General features: G+C 69.1%; 19 protein-coding genes. 10 read left to right on the forward strand and 9 right to left on the reverse strand.

The genetic code is table 11. From position 1 onward, the window contains the following. The first annotated feature begins 28 nt into the window (after window positions 1–28). Both B2K11_RS00555 and rraA read left to right on the forward strand, forming a co-directional pair. On the forward strand, window positions 29–565 hold the full coding sequence (locus tag B2K11_RS00555; RefSeq protein ID WP_163615874.1) for a winged helix-turn-helix domain-containing protein: 537 nt from the start codon (window positions 29–31) through the stop codon (window positions 563–565). A gap of 196 nt (window positions 566–761) precedes the next feature. Then, complete coding sequence (rraA, locus tag B2K11_RS00560) at window positions 762–1,229, forward strand: ribonuclease E activity regulator RraA (RefSeq protein ID WP_163615875.1); 468 nt, start codon at window positions 762–764, stop codon at window positions 1,227–1,229. An 87-nt stretch (window positions 1,230–1,316) separates the two neighbouring features. Here the strand turns inward: rraA and B2K11_RS00565 are convergent, their stop codons facing one another. Next, entirely contained in the window at window positions 1,317–2,684 is a 1,368-nt protein-coding gene (locus tag B2K11_RS00565) for a glucose-6-phosphate dehydrogenase (RefSeq protein WP_163615876.1), read from the reverse strand. A gap of 135 nt (window positions 2,685–2,819) precedes the next feature. Between B2K11_RS00565 and B2K11_RS00570 the strand changes: the two genes are divergently transcribed. Together B2K11_RS00570 and B2K11_RS00575 are read left to right on the forward strand one after the other, a co-directional pair. Then, the gene (locus B2K11_RS00570; RefSeq protein WP_163615877.1) at window positions 2,820–3,230 is read left to right on the forward strand and encodes a VOC family protein; all 411 of its coding nucleotides are present in this window, start codon (window positions 2,820–2,822) and stop codon (window positions 3,228–3,230) included. Between the two features lie 144 nt (window positions 3,231–3,374). Further along, on the forward strand, window positions 3,375–3,998 hold the full coding sequence (locus tag B2K11_RS00575; RefSeq protein ID WP_204259958.1) for a hypothetical protein: 624 nt from the start codon (window positions 3,375–3,377) through the stop codon (window positions 3,996–3,998). Here the strand turns inward: B2K11_RS00575 and B2K11_RS00580 are convergent. From B2K11_RS00580 to B2K11_RS00595, 4 genes are read right to left on the reverse strand one after another with little or no spacing between them, the layout of a single operon-like run. Next, window positions 3,981–4,685, reverse strand: coding sequence for a DUF998 domain-containing protein (locus tag B2K11_RS00580; RefSeq protein WP_163615878.1), 705 nt, complete (start codon window positions 4,683–4,685; stop codon window positions 3,981–3,983). The two genes, B2K11_RS00575 and B2K11_RS00580, sit on opposite strands and share 18 nt — an antisense overlap. 55 nt (window positions 4,686–4,740) lie before the next feature. Next, on the reverse strand, window positions 4,741–5,034 hold the full coding sequence (locus tag B2K11_RS00585) for a DUF4287 domain-containing protein (RefSeq protein WP_163615879.1): 294 nt from the start codon (window positions 5,032–5,034) through the stop codon (window positions 4,741–4,743). Window positions 5,035–5,045: 11 nt separating this feature from the next. Continuing rightward, window positions 5,046–5,597 (reverse strand): dihydrofolate reductase family protein, encoded by a 552-nt coding sequence (locus B2K11_RS00590; RefSeq protein WP_163615880.1) that lies wholly within the window; start codon window positions 5,595–5,597, stop codon window positions 5,046–5,048. Between the two features lies 1 nt (window position 5,598). Continuing rightward, on the reverse strand, window positions 5,599–6,405 hold the full coding sequence (locus tag B2K11_RS00595; protein ID WP_163615881.1) for an alpha/beta hydrolase: 807 nt from the start codon (window positions 6,403–6,405) through the stop codon (window positions 5,599–5,601). Between the two features lie 82 nt (window positions 6,406–6,487). Here B2K11_RS00595 and B2K11_RS00600 point away from each other — a divergent pair, with 82 nt between their 5' ends. Continuing rightward, window positions 6,488–7,117: a TetR/AcrR family transcriptional regulator gene (locus B2K11_RS00600; protein ID WP_163615882.1), complete on the forward strand. Its 630-nt coding sequence runs from the start codon at window positions 6,488–6,490 to the stop codon at window positions 7,115–7,117. A 42-nt stretch (window positions 7,118–7,159) separates the two neighbouring features. Here the strand turns inward: B2K11_RS00600 and B2K11_RS00605 are convergent, their stop codons facing one another. Then, a complete protein-coding gene (locus tag B2K11_RS00605; protein WP_163615883.1) occupies window positions 7,160–7,744 on the reverse strand; it encodes a TetR/AcrR family transcriptional regulator in 585 nt (194 codons plus the stop codon). Between the two features lie 70 nt (window positions 7,745–7,814). On the opposite strand from B2K11_RS00605, the gene B2K11_RS00610 reads away from it, so the two are divergent. Further along, window positions 7,815–8,432 carry a dihydrofolate reductase gene (locus B2K11_RS00610; RefSeq protein ID WP_163615884.1) on the forward strand — a complete coding sequence of 206 codons (618 nt, stop codon included), beginning with the start codon at window positions 7,815–7,817 and terminating at the stop codon, window positions 8,430–8,432. After that, window positions 8,429–9,370, forward strand: a complete 942-nt coding sequence (locus B2K11_RS00615) for a GNAT family N-acetyltransferase (protein ID WP_163615885.1) — start codon at window positions 8,429–8,431, stop codon at window positions 9,368–9,370. The genes B2K11_RS00610 and B2K11_RS00615 overlap by 4 nt, the downstream gene beginning before the upstream one ends. Window positions 9,371–9,395: 25 nt before the next feature. On the opposite strand, the gene B2K11_RS00620 is transcribed toward B2K11_RS00615, so the two are convergent. After that, complete coding sequence (locus B2K11_RS00620) at window positions 9,396–10,601, reverse strand: MFS transporter (RefSeq protein ID WP_163615886.1); 1,206 nt, start codon at window positions 10,599–10,601, stop codon at window positions 9,396–9,398. Window positions 10,602–10,651: 50 nt separating this feature from the next. Here B2K11_RS00620 and B2K11_RS00625 point away from each other — a divergent pair, with 50 nt between their 5' ends. Then, window positions 10,652–11,263, forward strand: a complete 612-nt coding sequence (locus tag B2K11_RS00625; RefSeq protein ID WP_239525543.1) for a TetR/AcrR family transcriptional regulator — start codon at window positions 10,652–10,654, stop codon at window positions 11,261–11,263. Between the two features lie 142 nt (window positions 11,264–11,405). Continuing rightward, window positions 11,406–12,167, forward strand: coding sequence for an alpha/beta fold hydrolase (locus B2K11_RS00630; RefSeq protein WP_204259959.1), 762 nt, complete (start codon window positions 11,406–11,408; stop codon window positions 12,165–12,167). 74 nt (window positions 12,168–12,241) lie between these two features. On the opposite strand, the gene B2K11_RS00635 is transcribed toward B2K11_RS00630, so the two are convergent. Both B2K11_RS00635 and B2K11_RS00640 read right to left on the reverse strand, forming a co-directional pair. Next, window positions 12,242–13,369 carry an ABC transporter permease gene (locus B2K11_RS00635; protein ID WP_163615889.1) on the reverse strand — a complete coding sequence of 376 codons (1,128 nt, stop codon included), beginning with the start codon at window positions 13,367–13,369 and terminating at the stop codon, window positions 12,242–12,244. After that, a complete protein-coding gene (locus B2K11_RS00640) occupies window positions 13,366–14,250 on the reverse strand; it encodes an ATP-binding cassette domain-containing protein (protein WP_163615890.1) in 885 nt (294 codons plus the stop codon). Before B2K11_RS00640 ends, B2K11_RS00635 begins: the two co-directional genes overlap by 4 nt. 235 nt (window positions 14,251–14,485) lie before the next feature. Between B2K11_RS00640 and B2K11_RS00645 the strand changes: the two genes are divergently transcribed. Then, the gene (locus B2K11_RS00645) at window positions 14,486–15,055 is read left to right on the forward strand and encodes an NADPH-dependent FMN reductase (protein WP_163615891.1); all 570 of its coding nucleotides are present in this window, start codon (window positions 14,486–14,488) and stop codon (window positions 15,053–15,055) included. Window positions 15,056–15,397 lie beyond the last annotated feature (342 nt).

Genomic DNA, 15,397 nt, shown 5'->3' on the forward strand with positions numbered 1-15,397 from the left:
CTGTCAATCAGTGGCGTAGGGTGGCGCCATGGGGGATGTCGGGGAAGAGCGGATCGAACTGCGGCACGGGGATCCCGAGGCCGAGGCTCGGATGCGTGCGCTGAGCTCGCCGCTGCGGCTTCGCGTGCTGCGGCTCTGCGCCTTCGAGTCCCGCACCAACAAGGAGCTGGCGGGGCTGCTCGGCGTGAACCCGGGCACGATGCTGCATCACGTGCGCACGCTCGTGCAGACCGGCTACCTCGCGGCCGAGCCGCAGCGCTCCGGAGCGCAGGGCGCGCGAGAGGTGCCGTACCGGGCGACCGGGCTGTCGTGGCGGACCTCCATGCCGGAAGGCTCTCCGGTGCTCATCGAGACGTTCCTGCAGCAGATCCAGGGCGTCGCGCCCGACGACCTCGACAGCACGTGGATGGGCCTGAAGCTCACACCCGAGCACCTCGCCGAGTTCCGGCAGCGTCTCTATGAGCTCGTCAACGAGTTCAAGCAGCGCGGCCCCGACCCGGACGGCGACACCTATTCGTTCTTCAGCACCCTGCCCCCCGACGAGAACCCGCCGGCCCCTCGCTGACCCGTCGCGACCCGACGCGCGTCCCGACCCGGCGGTCCCGGCATCCATCCGGGTCGACTTGCCCCAGATGTACGGCGCACGCGGCGTGTCGCGTGCATCTGAGGCAAGTCAACGATCTTGGCGGCGGCGGAAAGGTGCGAGAACTTCACGACGGAACGGATGCCGCGGCCCGCTGCCGCCCGCATAGCCTGGGCCGGTGAGCATCGCGACGGCCGACCTCTACGACGAACGCGGCGACGAGCTGGACTCGCTCGCGCTGCAGCTGCACGACCTCGGCGGGCGCGTCGCGTTCGACGGCCCGGTGCGCACCGTCCGGTGCCACCGGGACAACGCCCTCGTCAAGGAGGTGCTCGCGACCCCCGGCGACGGCGCGGTGCTGGTGATCGACGGCGGCGGATCGCTCGAGTCCGCGCTGGTCGGCGATCTCATCGCGGCGTCGGCGGTCGAGAACGGCTGGGCGGGGATCATCGTCTTCGGTGCCATCCGCGACCGCGCGGCGATCGCCGAGCTGCCGATCGCGGTCAAGGCGCTCGGCTCGAACCCGCGCAAGAGCGCGAAGGCCGGCATCGGCGAGGTCGACGTGCCGGTGACGATCGCGGGCGTCGCGTTCGTTCCCGGCAGACACGTGTGGGCCGACGCCGACGGCATTCTCGTCGAGCGCTGACCCCCTGCGCCGGGTCGATGCCCGCCCCGCGCCGGTTCGGCGCAGCGGGCCGCGGGCGCAGCCGACAGCGACGGAAGCCGTGCCGGCTCAGGGGAGCGGGGGCCAGTGCTCGGGCCCGAGTGAGCCGGCCGGGTACTCGTCGAGCGGCACGTCGCCGGCTCGCCATGCCGCGAGCACCGGGTCGACGATCCGCCAGGACTGCTCGGCCGCGTCGCCGCGCACCGCGAGCATCGCGTCAGCGTCGAGGATGCCCGACAGCACCTCGCCGTACGCCTTGAGCGCGCCCGCCCCGAGGTCGGCCTCCAGGGTCGCCCGCTCGAGCTCGAACGGATCGTCGCCGCCGTTGACGTTCAGCTCGAGGTCCATGCGGTCGGGTCCGAGCGAGAACCGCAGCACCGCGCCGGGCGCGGCGCCCGTGAGTCCGTCGGGGACGTGGTTGACCGGCCGGAAGGTCACGACGACCTCGCCGTCCTTGCCCGCCAGCGCCTTGCCCGAGCGCAGGGTGAACGGCACGCCGCGCCAGCGGTCGTTGCGCACCTCGCACGTCACCTCCGCCAGCGTCTCGGTGTCGCGGGAGGAGTCGACGCCCGGCTCGTCGACGTACGACGGCAGTCGCCGCTCACCCACGGTGCCGGCGGTGTAGCGGGCGCGGCGCGACGCCGCCGCCGGGTCGTCCTGCCACACATGCGTCGCCCGCAGCACGGCGGCGGTGGCGTCGCGGAAGTCGCGCTCGTGGATGGTGGCGGGCGGCTCCATCGCCAGCACCGCCATGACCTGCAGCAGGTGGCTCTGGATCATGTCGGCCAGGGCGCCCGCCTTGTCGTAGTAGCCCGCGCGCCCTTCGAGCCCGAGCATCTCGTCGTAGCGGATCACCACCGACTCGATGTGCTGCGCCGACCACACCGGCGCGAACATGCGGTTCGTGAACCGTACGCCCAGGAGGTTCAGCGTCGTCGACCGGCCGAGGAAGTGGTCGATGCGGAAGATCTGCTCTTCGGGCACCAAGCCGGCGACCGTCGCGTTGAGCCGACGGGCCGACTCTTCATCGACGCCGAAGGGCTTCTCGAGCGCGAGCACCGTCCCCTCGGGGATCGTGACGTCCGCGAGGGCCTCGCACGCGGCTGCGGCCACGGCGGGGGGCACGGCGAAGTAGAGGGCGATTCGGCCGCTCGGGTCGGCGATCAGCTGCTCGAGGTCGCCGGGGTCGGTGATGTCGGCGCGCTGGTAGGTCGTCTCGGCGACCGCGGCGAACGCCTGCTCGAACCCTCCCGATGCGAACGAGTTGCGCACCGTGTCGCGCCATCGCTCGTCATCCCAGTCGTCGATTCCGGCGCCGCGCAGCCGCACGCGGCGATGCGGCTCCATCGTGAGCAGCTGTCCGAGCGCGGGCAGCAGCAGCCGCGAGGTCAGGTCGCCGGAGGCGCCGAGGATGACAAGCGTGGTCTCGTTGGCCATGGGCTCAACCTATTCACCCGCCAGAGGATGCGGCAGGGGCTTGCGCGAGGGTCGCCCGATAACCGCCGGCGATGCCCTGGACAGGCAAGGCACGCAGGAGGATCGTGGGCGTCGAATACAGACTGGGAGGCTGTCATGTTCACACCCGATCGGCCGTTCTCGAGCTTCGCCGTACCCGACATCGGCGAAGCCGCGGCGTTCTACCGCGACACCCTGGGGCTCGATGTGACCGTGTACGAAGAGATGGGCGGCGGCTTCACGATCGCCCTTCCCGGCGGCGGTAACGTCTTCGTCTATCCGAAGGAGGACCATGAACCGGCTGTGTTCACGATCCTCAACTTCAGCGTGGACGACGTCGACGCCGCCGTCGACGACCTCAACGCACGGGGGGTCACTACGAAGATCTACAGCGACCCCGACTACGGCACCGACGAGAAGGGCATCTCGCGCGGCTTCGAGGGAGGGCCCGACATCGCGTGGTTCCGCGATCCCGCGGGCAACGTCATATCGGTCGGCGAGATGGCCCCGCAGATGATGGGCGGCTGACCGCACGATAGACGGATGCCGCAGCCCGGCGCAGGCACCGCCGGGCCGCGACATCCTGCTTCGCGCGCAGCTGGGGCGCCCCCAGGGCACTACGGGGGTCCACCGGATATCGCGTGCTCCTGCGTATCCGCTTGGCTCGTAGCCATGCGAATCCTCATGTTCCTGCGGACCTGGGCGGCCGTCGTGCTCGGCTGCCTGCCACTGCTCGCGCTCCTGCTCGTGCCTCAGCTCATGCGCAGTCGTGCCGGCAGCGAAACATCGCTGATGATCGGCGTGCTGGCGTTGTTCACGCTGCTCGCCGCCGCCGTCGTGTTCGCTCCGAGGATGAGTGCATCCGCAGCGCCCGTCGACGGGGTGTGGGAAGCGCGGACGGCGCTCGGAGCGACGCGTCGAGTGTGGCGCACTCGCGCCGTTCAGGCGTGGCTCGCGCTGGGCGCCTTCCTGGTCGTCTACGGCGTCGGGCAGGCGGTCGGTTACCTCGTGGGGACGCTGGTGCCCTACGTGCATGACAACCCCGCGGCCGTGAACGATCCCGCCGCGTCGCGGTGGATCATCGCCTATCCCGCTTATGCGCTGCAGGCCGTTGCGCTCTACGTGTGCACCACCCTTGCGGTCGCGATATACGCCGCCCGCATGCGCACGCTCGCGATCGGGCTGACCCCGCCGGCCCCCGGCGGAGCCGCGCGCCGGCGGGGTCAGCCGGGATCCATCGGGTCGCCAGTTCGAGCCTGGTCCGCCCTACAGAACAACTCAGGACCCAGCAACTGATCGAGGACACGGTAGGGCGAGGAGTCGAGCGGCCACAGCGGAGAGCCAGGTGAACGTCACGATGCCCACCGCGAGATAGAAGATCCCTGTCGCTGCGGTGAAGACGGCGGTGCCCGTGATGATGAGCGCGGGTGCAAGGAGGCCCGTGGCGATGCTGTACGCGGCCCATCCTCGCGCGTGTCCTGCGAAGCGTCGGGCGAAGACGAAGCACGCGGCGATGAGCGCGGTGAAGGCTCCGAAGAATCCCAGCATGTGAAGCGCGGCGGTCATGCTCATGTTCGTCGGAGCTCCCTCGGGCGCTCCCATCGGGAACCCGAATGCGGGGTCGGGCGGGAAGATTCCCGCCACGATCATGCCGATTCCGAACGCGCCGATCAGGATGGGGCCCCAGGTTGCCGCGCGGCCCCCGTGCAGCACGGTTCGGGCGCCGATGGCGAACAGGATTGCGAGAGCGCCGGTGATGACGAAGTTCGCGGTCTGGATCCAGCCGAGATCGCCATTGATCAGGGAGCTCACGGCGTGTCGGGTGATGTCGAAGCCCGGGCGCAACGCCATCTGCGTGACCGCCACGATGAGGAATAAGGGTGCGATCGCGACACCGGCGGCGAGAAGCAAGCGAGTTCGCGGCGCGTGTGCTGCTCGGGGCTGAGCGGTGAGCTGAGGGGCGGGCTGTGTCGAGGTGGTCATGGCAGTCCTTTCGAGGGGGGCGGTTCGTCGTTCACATCGATGCGCTTGCGGATGCTCACCAGGGTCTGGCGTCCTTGCCGTCGAGCCAGAGCCGTCCGATGCTGGTGGGCGGCTCAGGCATAGTGTCGGCGTTCTTGATGTCGACGGTGTCCCGGTGTGTGATGACTTGGGCGATGGCCATCGCCTGGCCGTGTCCGAGTTCGTAGTCGGACTGGAGCCAGGCGATGATCTCGCCGGTTTTCGTGGCGCTGCTGCCGAGTCCACGTTCATCGGCGAGCTCGATGAACGTGCGTGGCGTGAGACCGGTCGAGGTTTCGACGTTGTCGAGGTATGCCTGCGCCTTGGACATGGTTGTGCTCCTCATTCGTTCCGGGTGGTCGGGCGGTGGATGGTGAGTTGCACGCCGCGTTCTAAGGTGCGGGCTTCGACGAGATCGAGGTCGACTCTGGGGCCGGTGTAGGTGTCGAAGAGACGTCGTCCGCTGCCGAGGATGGCGGGGTGGGTGAGGATTCGGAGTTCGTCGAGCAGCCCGGCGGCGATCAGGGATTCGACGAGGCGGATGCTGCCCGCAACGGTGATGCGGCCCTCGCCGCGCTCCTTCATGGCGGCCAGGTCGCCGAATCGGGCGACCTCGGTGTTGTGCCAGGTCGGTGCGTGGAGCGAGCTGGAGACGACGGTCTTGGGCATCGCGTTGAGCCGGCGGGCGAGGGGAACTTCGTCACCGCGATCGGGCCAGGAGCCGGCGAACACCTCGTAGGTGCGACGGCCGAGCAGCAGAGCGGATGCCTCACCTTGCTCCTGTGCGACTTCGGCGAGCATCTCATCGCTCACCCAGTCGAAGTGCCAGGTTTCCGGGGCCTCGACGACCAGGTCGAGGCTCGCGAACAGTTCTGCTGTAATGGTTCTGGCCATCTCAGGCGCTCACGGCCATCGACCGCAGGATGGGCGCGACGGCGTCGACCGGGAGCTGGTGGTCTCCGCCGGGGACGGTGACCAGTTCGCTCCCGGGCACGACGTCTGCGAACGCGGCTGCGCCGGATCGGATGGAGGGGAAGGTCGATTCACCGACCATGAGCGTGACGGGCACGGAGATCGCCGCGTAGCGCTGCAGCGCATCGATGTCGCCGCCCATGGTGTCGCCCATGACCCGGGCGTCGTAACGGAGCGTGTCGGCGAAGGGCTCGACCGCCGCCATGAACGGGGATGCCAGCATCTGATCGACCATTTCGGGAGGGAGCCCGACGGCTTCGAGCGAGAAGTAGCGAAGCGCGCCGAGCCGATCACCGTCGGCCGCGAACGCGTCGAGCCGGGCGATGTAGTCCGCGGGGATCGGCGGACGCACGTCGTCGACGATGAACGGAGGCTCGAACGCAGCAACCGCGGCGACCGGCACACCCGCGACGGCAGCCTCGAGCGAGAGGACCGCGCCGGAGGACTCACCGAGGAGGACCGCGTTCCCGCCGATGTGATCGACAAGCGCGGCGATGTCCTCGATCTCGCGCTCCACGGCGTATTCCGCGGCGTCGCCGCTCTCGCCACGCCCACGGCGATCAAAGGTGATCACGCGCAGTCCGCCCGCCGCGGTGAGCGCTGCAGGAGCGGAGGAGATGGCTCGATACGCGGTCGCTCCATGCACGTAGATCACCGCGGGGGCGTCCGCGGGGCCGAGGTCTTCGAACCCGATGTTGGTGCCGTCGGCGGAGGAGATGAACTGGGTCATTGGGAGATCCTTCAATGTGAACGGTACCGTTCAGTACGGTACTGAGTGGTACGGTACTGAGTAGTACCGAAGGAGTCAAGTCATGAAGACCAACCCTCGGGTCGAAGCCACACGAGCCCGAATTCTGAACGCCGCGCTCGACGCGTTCGTCTTGGACGGGTACACGGGCGCGAGCACCGACGTGATCGCCGCGGCCGCAGCAGCGTCCAAGCAAACCGTGTACAAGTACTTCGGTGACAAGGAAGGCCTGTTCAGGGCGTTGATCTCCGACATGGTCGACCAGGTCCACGCGTCGATCGTGCGACTCGACGTCGATGACTACGCCGGTGGAGAGGAGGTCGTGCAAGCCCTGGCCCGCCTCCTCACGGACTCGGTGCTCGATCGTCGAGTGCAACGCTTCCGCCGCCTGGTCATCGCGGAGGCCGGACGCTTCCCCGATATCGGCCGCGCGTACTACGAAGGCGCGTTCGAGCACACCATCGGCCTGATGGGTGAGTTGCTCGCGAGCGCGAACGAGCGAGGCTGGCTGCGCATCGAGGAGCCGCGGATTGCCGCGAATCACCTCGCCGGACTGTTGCTGTGGATTCCTAGCAACCGGATCATGATGACGGGCCGATTCGATGCCATCTCCGAAGCCGAGGTGGAGTCCGGACGCGAAGCCGGTGTCCGCGTGTTTCTCGCGGCATACGGAGTGAGTACGGACGGCGCGTGAGGCGTACGTCCTCTCGCCGCGGACCCGTGTCGAGGGGAGCGCTCAGTCGACACGCTGCTCCGGCACCACGGTCGTGACGATCGTGTCGACGATCGCGGCGACGGCATCGGTGCCCAGCAGTTCCGGCATCGTGAGGTGGTCGAGCAGCAGTCCGCTCATCGCGAGGTAGAGCACGAGAGCGGTCGACCGGTCCCCGGGGAAGCCGTGATCGACGTGGTCCGACGTCGCGATCGCGAGATTGCCGGCGAACTGCCGGGTCACGGTCGGCGCGACGTGCGGATTCCTGGTCGCCTCGAGCCGCAGCTCGAAGAGCGCGAGGTGCGCGGGGCGATCGGCGAGGGCCCGTTCGACGAGCCACATCATGAGCCCGCGCTCGCTCTCGCGTGTCGGTTCCGCGGACATGCGTTCGGCCGCTTCGTCGGGGTCGGGTGCGAGCCGGACGAAGACGTGCTCGGCGAGCTCGGCGAGCAGCTGGTCGCGCGACGCGAAGTAGTTCGACGCGGTGCCCGGCGGCACCGCCGCCGCGCGGTCGACGGCACCGAACGTGAGTCCGCGACCGCCCTCGACCGCGATCACCTCGACCGCGGCATCCAGCAGGTGATGCCGTCGCTCCCGGTTCCTCGCCATGGCCGGCCCCCAACTCTGCGCCATAACCACTCTGGTTATAGTGGATACCGTACCCCGACACGAAGGACCCATGCGAAACCTCACGTACTACATCTCACTGTCCATCGACGGCTTCATCTCCGGCCCCGGTGATGAAGTCGACTTCTTTCCCGGCTCCGACGAATACATGGCCTGGATGGTCGGCGACTACGGCGACGCCCTGCCCACCCACGCACGAGCACAGCTCGGCATCGCGGATGCTCCGCTGACGAGCTTCGACACCATCGTGATGGGTCGCCGCACCTACGAGCCCGGTCTCCAGCTCGGCATCACCTCGCCGTACTCGCACCTGCGCCAATTCGTCGTGTCGAGCACCCTGGAACAGCTCGACCCCGCGGTCACGATGGTCGCGAGCGACCCCGTCGCCGCCGTGCGCGCCCTGAAGCGGGAGGACTCGCCGCTCGACATCTATCTCGCCGGCGGCGGCGTCCTCGCGGGACAGCTCCTCGACGAGATCGACCGGCTGGTCATCAAGCGCTACCCGGTGATCGCCGGAGCCGGCAGGACCGCCTTCGGACCCGAGTTCACCCCGACCGTGTTCGCGCTCGACGAGGTGCGCTCGTTCGAGGGCGGCAACGTGGTCGAGTGGTACTCCAGGATCCGAACGGATGCCGCGGCACCGGCCATGACATCGGCACCCGGCGCATGAGCATCGCCTTCGACATCCGCCACCTCGGCGGCACGCACGAGATCGAGTTGTTCAACCGCATCCCGTACGCGCTGAACGACGAGATCGCCGATGACCTCGAGCAGGGGCGCCGTCGCGTCGAGTGGACCTGGCTCGCAATTCACGAGGACCGCCTGCTCGGTCGACTCGCACTCTGGAGCCCGTCAGGTTCCACGGATGCAACGCAATTCGACATCCTCGACCTCGACGACGCCCTCTCCGACGACGAGCAGCGCGAGGTCGGGGCGGCCCTGCTCGATGCCGCGCACGGCGAGGCGATCGCGGGCCAGGCGACCCCGCCGGAGTTCGCCCGCTACCTTCCGGCCGACTGGCGCGAGCGCCGGGCCGAGCGACGCGCGACGGAGACGATCATGGCCCTGCTCGAGGCATCGGGCGCCCGATTCGTCGTTGAACGCCTGCGCCTCCAGTGGGAGCCGAAGGCAGGGATCCCCACACCGGATCCCCGCCTGGACTTCCGCGCCTTCGAGGACGACGACGAGGTGCTCGACCTGACGACACGCGCGCTCACCGGGACGCTCGACGCGCACAGCCGCGGTGAACTCGGGCACGCCACACCGCAGGAGGTCGCGCGCGCCCAGTTCGACGAAGAATTCGCACGGTACACGACGCCTCGGGAGTGGTGGCGGGTGGCGGTCGATGGCGCGGGTGAGGCCGTAGGCTTCGTCTTCCCGGCGCGCAACTCCTACCACCACATCGTCGCGTACGTCGGAGTGCTGCCCGAGCATCGCGGCAACGGCTACGTCGACGGCATCCTCGCTGAGGGCACGCGCGTCCTGGCCGAGGCGGGCGCACCGCACATCCGCGCCTCGACCGACGTCGGCAACCTGCCCATGGCGAATGCGTTCGCGCGCGCGGGCTACAGCACCTTCCAGCGGCTCATCAACATGGAATGGAACTGAGTGAATGACGTCGTCATGACTGACATCAGGTCTCCCGGGGCCGGCTGCTGCGGCCAGGTCCCAGCGCGCGATGAGCCGACGATGTACGCGCATCGCGCTGCGTGACCGCCCGTCGTCCCTGCCGTGAGGTCCAGACAGCTATGACCAGGGCGAGGATCGTCGCCGTGACTGCGGCGGCGAATGCGGCCCTGGTGTCGAACTCTGTCGCCAGGATGCCTGCGCACACTGCCGCAGCGAGCGCCCCGAGATCCCAGAATGAGGTCACCCCGGCGATCACCCCGCCGGACGTTCGCCCGGTGGGGCGGGACAGGGTGATGCCCACCACGGCAGGGAACGCGAGGCTGCACCCGGCTCCGACCAGCGCCACGCCGACCAAGGCGGCAGCCGCGGCATCCGTCGTGAGGATCAGCACGAACCCCGCGGACTCGGCTGTCAGGGTCGCGACGGCGACGGTCGGGCCGCCGAAGCGGTCCACGGCGCGACTCGCCGTGATGCGCACGAGGAGGAACGCGCCAGCGAACACGGGCAGACCGAACTCGGCGCCGCCGGCACCGTGGGCGAGGTGGAGCACGAGTACTGCGGTGATGGTGCCGTAGCCGTAGGCCGCGAGTCCGAAGATCACAGCCGACGACCCGACCCCACGCGGCCAGAACGACCGCGCCTGGAACGGCGGTGGTGCCACCGGCCCCGAGGTCGGCGTGGCGACCGCCGCGAGGGCACTCGCGAGCCCCAGGGTGGCCAGCGTGAGCCAGGCCGCGGTCTCGCCGCCGAGGACGACTCCGCCCATGAGGAGCGGGCCGAGAGAGAGGCCCGACCACATCGACATGCCGAAGAGCCCGGCTGTGCTGCTTCGCCGGTCGGCCGGCACCCCACGCAACACCCAAGGAAGGGCGGCGGAGAACACCGCGGCCTCGCCGCTGCCCATCACCACCCGTGCCACGAGCACGTGCCACTCGTCGACCGCGAGAGCCTGGCCGAGCACTCCCGCGAGCGTCAGGACCCCACCCAGAACGACGACCGGCCTCCCGGCGCCGGCGTCGCCCGCCCATCCCGCGAACGGACGGCACGCGGCTGTCGCCGCGAAGGCGGTGCCCACGGCGAGTCCGATGAACGCCGCATCCGACTGGAATCGCGACTCGAGGGACATCGGGAGGAGCTGCAACGTACCGCCGAACGCCAGATAGGCCAGGAATACCGAGAGCCACAGGCGCCGCACGGGGGATGCGCTCATATGATGAAACCGATCGGTATTCACATTGAGTCCAGGGAGAGGTGGCCGCCATGCCGGTACCCAAGGGGTCGCGCATCGATCCGGACGAGACGCGGCTTCGGCTGCTCGACACGGCAGACCGGCTCTTCGCCGAGCGGGCCATTCATGCGGTGGGTGTCAACGAGATCGCGGCCGAGGCGGGCGCCTCGAAACTCAGCCTGTACCGCTACTTCCCCTCCAAGGCTGAGTTGGCTACCCGCGTGGTCGATCGACGCTCCGCGCGTATCCATGAATGGCTCCGGCGCGAGACGGCCGATGCTCCGATGGGTGCTGACCGGGTGATGTCGATCTTCGACCTGCTCATCGGCTGGTTCGCGCGGCCGGGCTACCGGGGGTGTGCCGTGGTCAACGCCGTGACGGACGTGCGCGGGGATGAGGAACTCGCGCTGCGCCGCACGGCGCGTGCGCATCTCGAGAGCTACCGAGAGTTGCTGCGCGACCGCATCTCGGACGCCGGTGTGCACGACGAGGCGAGCGCTGACCGCCTCGCTCGCCAGTTGCTCCTCCTCATCGAGGGCGCGACGACCGTGACGGTCATCGATGGCGACGCCTCGAGCGCGGGAGCGGACGCCCGCGCCGCTGCGGAGGTTCTGCTCGACCGCGCACGTTCCTCCACCCGCTGACGGTGGGGCGGGAGATTCCTGAAAGGACGGTGGCATGCTTAGATAATACCGATCGGTATTATCGTGTGGAGGATCGATGACCAGTTACCTCACAGCGGACCCGCCTCGCGTTCAAGGTGCTCCCGCCTCGACGAGGCATGTCGTGCTGGACAGCGCAGGGCACTCGCTGCATGGTGTGCTGCATCTCCCGGCGGGGGAGGGCCGACACCCGGTTGTCCTGCTGCTCCACGGGTTCCCGGGCTGGGAGCGCAACTTCGACATCGCTCAGGCGCTGCGCCGCGCCGGTGTCGCGTCCCTCGTGTTCCACTACCGCGGCTGCTGGGGCATGCCCGGCCGCTGGTCGTGGGCCAACGCCCTCGCGGACACCGAAGCTGTTCTCTCCACCCTGCTCAGCGGCGAGCACACTCAGATGGCGGAGCTCGATACAGCACGCGTCGCTGTCGCCGGCCACAGTCTCGGCGGATTCCTGGCCCTCCAGGCAGCGGCCCCGCGACCGACGGTGCGCCTTGCCGCCTCGATCTCCGGATTCGACTTCGGCGCGGTCACCGCGACGATCGAGGCCGACCCGACGCTGCTCGAGGTCTACCTGGAGGCATTCGCATCGGAGACGTCGGTTCTCACCGATACCGACGGCGAGGCACTCGTGCGCGAGATGCTCGACGCGGGCCAGTCATGGTCGCTCCGCGCCCTCGCGGCCGCCTTCGAACACCGGGACGTGCTCTTGATCGGAACGAGCCGCGACCCGGTCACGCCTGCGGCGCTCCACCACGAGCCACTCGTCGCCGCGTTCATCGGCGCGGGGAGCCGGCTGCGACACGCAGTGCTCGCCAGCGACCATGCCCTCTCCGACAAGCGGGTACAGCTCACGACTCGTGTGGTGGATTTCGTCCTGAACCACTTGTGAGCGCCCAGGACGATCGCTTCCGAGCGGTCGCTGAGGGTATCCGGGGGCGAAGTCCTCGGGCGAGTCGCCTCAGCTCAGCGGGCGAGCGCCTCCGAGAGCTTCACCCGGCCGCCCATTCGCAGCAGCGAGTTCTCGTAGATGCGCGCGGCGACGAAGATCGCGGCGACGCACGTGCCGATCAGGATCGCGATCGACAGGAGCGGCTCCCACCACTGCGCGTCGCCGAGGAAGATGCGCATCGGCATGCCGACGGGCGCCGAGAACGGCACGTACGACATGATCGCGAGCACCAGCGGGTTGTCGTTGAAGAAGATGACCAGGAAGTACGGCGCCATCACGAGCATCGTCAGCGGCATCGTGGTCGAGCCGATGTCCTCCTGGCGCGACACCATCGAGGCGGCGGCGGCGAACAGCGACGCGAGCAGGATGAAGCCGAACAGGAAGAAGATCGCGAACCAGGCGATGGGAGCCCCGAGTCCCTGCAGCAGCGCGGTCTGGTCTGTCACGGTGAGCCCGATGATCGCGATGGCGGCGAGGATCAGGATCTGACCCATGGCCAGGACGGTGTTGCCGATGACCTTGCCGGCCAGGAGTGAGCGCACCGGGATGGCCGAGATCAGCAGCTCGACGACGCGGGTCTGCTTCTCTTCCACGACGCTCTGCGCGATGGTGCCGCCGAACAGCGACGCCGCGAGCAGGAACACGATGCCGAAGCCGACGGCCGCGATGTAGGCGAGCGCGGCGTTTCCCTCTTCGGGACTCAGCAGCTCCACCGGCGGCAGCTGTGCCAGCTGCAGCATCAGCTGCGTCGGCGCGGACGACTCGGCGATCACCGTGAATCCCGTCGGCGACGACGTGTCGCCGACGATCGCCGCGTCGACGTCGCCGCTCTCGACGAGGGTGCTCGCGCCGGCGCGGTCGGGCGTCTCGGTGACGTCGAGCCCGTCGAGGCCCTCGACGTACTCGATCGCGTCGCTCGTCACAGCCACGGGCGTGCCGCTGTTGTTCGCGGCCTGGAAGCCTCCCCAGATCACGAGCACGAGCGCCCCGAGGAACAGGATCGCGGTCGAGATCACGAACGCCTTGCTGCGCAGCTTCGAGCCGATCTCGCGTTCGGCGACGAGCCAGATCGCCTGGCCGCTGCTCAAGCTGCTCGAACTCGGTGCGCCGCCGCCGCGGGTGCGGGTGTCGGGGGTGCTCACTGGATGACCTCCTTGAAGATCTGGGCAAGGGACGGATGCTGCGGCGCGAAGCTCGCGACATCCCCTTGTGCGACGGCCCGGCGCAGCACCCGCTGCGCGGTCTCGGCGCTGTCGGCGTCGAACACGGCGTAGCCGCCGTCGAAGTCGAGCACCTGGACCCCCTCCTCGGCGCGGAGCCACCCGGCGTCACCGGCCGACACGAGCTCGAAGCGCCGCGTCGAGTGCTGCGCGCGCAGCGAGTCGCGGGCTCCGGCGGCGCGGATGGTGCCGCCGGCGATGATCACGAGGTCGTCGCACAGGCGCTCGACGACATCGAGCTGGTGGGACGAGAACAGCACGGCGGCTCCGGCCGCGGCGCGCTCCTGCAGCACGCCCGCCACGACGTCGACCGCGAGCGGGTCGAGGCCCGAGAACGGCTCGTCGAGGATCAGCACCTGCGGGTCGTGCACGAGCGCGGCAGCGATCTGCGCGCGCTGCTGGTTGCCGAGCGAGAGCGTCTCGACGTTGTCGTTCAGGCGCTCGCCGAGTCCCAGCTGCTCGAGGAGCGCGGTGGCGCGGGTGGCGGCATCCGTCTTCGAGAACCCGTGCAGCCGCGCGAGGTAGACGATGTGCTCGAGCACCTTCATCTTCGGGTACAGGCCGCGCTCCTCGGGCATGTAGCCGAAACGGCGGCGATCGGATGCCGTCACCTCGGTGCCGTCGAGCGTCACGGTGCCCGCGTCGCCGGCGAGCACCCCGAGCACGATCCGCATGGTCGTGGTCTTGCCGGCGCCGTTGCCGCCGACGAAGCCGGTGAGCCGGCCCGGCCGCACGTCGAACGACACGTCGTCGAGCACGCGCCGCCCCCCGTAGCTCTTGCCGATACCGCGAAGCTGCAGCATCCTGTCTCCTCTCGTCCTCTCGGTGGTTGAGCCTGTCGAAACCGACGCTACGGATCGTCGCGCCCCCCGTCCTCCCCCTGGAGGGGGATCGTGCCGCGGTCCGCCGTGCGGAGGAGGCGGCACGGACGCCGTCTTGCATGCGGCGGAATAGATCCCAGGTTCATGTGCTTGCATGGAGGTGGAACGTCCACGGTGGTCCCCACCGGGGACGCCTTTGTTTTGAAGGAGTACAGCAATGACCGACCGGACCATCGGCTACATCGTCGGCAGCATCTCGTCGACCTCGCTCAACCGTCGCCTCGCGAAGGCGCTGGAGCGTCTCGCCCCCGAGGGCACGACCCTCGTCGAGATCCCGATCGAGGACCTTCCGTTCTACTCGCCCGACCACGACGCCGACTTCCCGCAGGCCGCACGTGACTTCAAGCAGGCCATCGAGGACGTCGACGGCGTCATCATCATCACCCCCGAGTACAGCCGCTCCATCCCCGGCGTGCTCAAGAACGCCCTCGACTGGTCGGCGCGCCCGTACGGTCAGATGTCGTTCAACGGCAAGCCCACCGCCGTCATCGGCACCTCGCAGGGCGGCATCGCGACCGCCGCCGCGCAGCAGCACCTGAAGGCGATCCTCAGCCACTACAACGCGCCGACGCTCGGCCAGCCCGAGGGCTACGTGCAGAGCACGCCCGGCCTCTTCGCCGACAACGGCGAGGTCACCAACGACCAGACCGCCGAGTTCCTCGTCGGCTACCTCCAGGCCTTCGGCGCCCTCGTCGACCGCTACGCCGCCGTTCCCGTCGCGGCCTGATTCGCCCCCGCGTCTCGCTGCGTGCGCAGCGCGACGTTCGTTCCAGCCGATCGGATGCCCCGACCCGTCGCCCCTCGAGGGCCTCGGGCCGGGGCATCCGTGGTTCTCCGCCGGGCTCGGGCCGTTTCGTCTCGCTCGTTCCTCGCTCGCTCAACGACCGACGTTGGGCGTTCGTCTCGCTCGTTCCTCGCTCGGGCGACGACCCACTCGCTCGTTCCTCGCTCGCTCAACGACCGACGTTGGGCGTTTCGCCTCGCCCGTTCCTCGCTCGGGCGACGACCCACTCGCTCGTTCCTCGCTCGCTCCTCGCTCGTTCCTCGCTCGCTCAATGACCGACGTTCG

The sequence above is a fragment of the Microbacterium sp. B35-30 genome, assembly GCF_010634855.1.
Lineage (GTDB): Bacteria > Actinomycetota > Actinomycetes > Actinomycetales > Microbacteriaceae > Microbacterium.

What these genes read in the sequence shown, in the direction of transcription:
- B2K11_RS00555 (WP_163615874.1), top strand. Translation starts at nt 29, where the DNA reads ATGGGGGATGTCGGGGAAGAGCGGATCGAACTGCGGCACGGGGATCCC.
- B2K11_RS00565 (WP_163615876.1), bottom strand. Translation starts at nt 2,684, where the DNA reads ATGGCCAACGAGACCACGCTTGTCATCCTCGGCGCCTCCGGCGACCTG.
- B2K11_RS00570 (WP_163615877.1), top strand. Translation starts at nt 2,820, where the DNA reads ATGTTCACACCCGATCGGCCGTTCTCGAGCTTCGCCGTACCCGACATC.
- B2K11_RS00575 (WP_204259958.1), top strand. Translation starts at nt 3,375, where the DNA reads ATGCGAATCCTCATGTTCCTGCGGACCTGGGCGGCCGTCGTGCTCGGC.
- B2K11_RS00580 (WP_163615878.1), bottom strand. Translation starts at nt 4,685, where the DNA reads ATGACCACCTCGACACAGCCCGCCCCTCAGCTCACCGCTCAGCCCCGA.
- B2K11_RS00585 (WP_163615879.1), bottom strand. Translation starts at nt 5,034, where the DNA reads ATGTCCAAGGCGCAGGCATACCTCGACAACGTCGAAACCTCGACCGGT.
- B2K11_RS00590 (WP_163615880.1), bottom strand. Translation starts at nt 5,597, where the DNA reads ATGGCCAGAACCATTACAGCAGAACTGTTCGCGAGCCTCGACCTGGTC.
- B2K11_RS00595 (WP_163615881.1), bottom strand. Translation starts at nt 6,405, where the DNA reads ATGACCCAGTTCATCTCCTCCGCCGACGGCACCAACATCGGGTTCGAA.
- B2K11_RS00600 (WP_163615882.1), top strand. Translation starts at nt 6,488, where the DNA reads ATGAAGACCAACCCTCGGGTCGAAGCCACACGAGCCCGAATTCTGAAC.
- B2K11_RS00605 (WP_163615883.1), bottom strand. Translation starts at nt 7,744, where the DNA reads ATGGCGAGGAACCGGGAGCGACGGCATCACCTGCTGGATGCCGCGGTC.
- B2K11_RS00610 (WP_163615884.1), top strand. Translation starts at nt 7,815, where the DNA reads ATGCGAAACCTCACGTACTACATCTCACTGTCCATCGACGGCTTCATC.
- B2K11_RS00615 (WP_163615885.1), top strand. Translation starts at nt 8,429, where the DNA reads ATGAGCATCGCCTTCGACATCCGCCACCTCGGCGGCACGCACGAGATC.
- B2K11_RS00620 (WP_163615886.1), bottom strand. Translation starts at nt 10,601, where the DNA reads ATGAGCGCATCCCCCGTGCGGCGCCTGTGGCTCTCGGTATTCCTGGCC.
- B2K11_RS00625 (WP_239525543.1), top strand. Translation starts at nt 10,652, where the DNA reads ATGCCGGTACCCAAGGGGTCGCGCATCGATCCGGACGAGACGCGGCTT.
- B2K11_RS00640 (WP_163615890.1), bottom strand. Translation starts at nt 14,250, where the DNA reads ATGCTGCAGCTTCGCGGTATCGGCAAGAGCTACGGGGGGCGGCGCGTG.
- B2K11_RS00645 (WP_163615891.1), top strand. Translation starts at nt 14,486, where the DNA reads ATGACCGACCGGACCATCGGCTACATCGTCGGCAGCATCTCGTCGACC.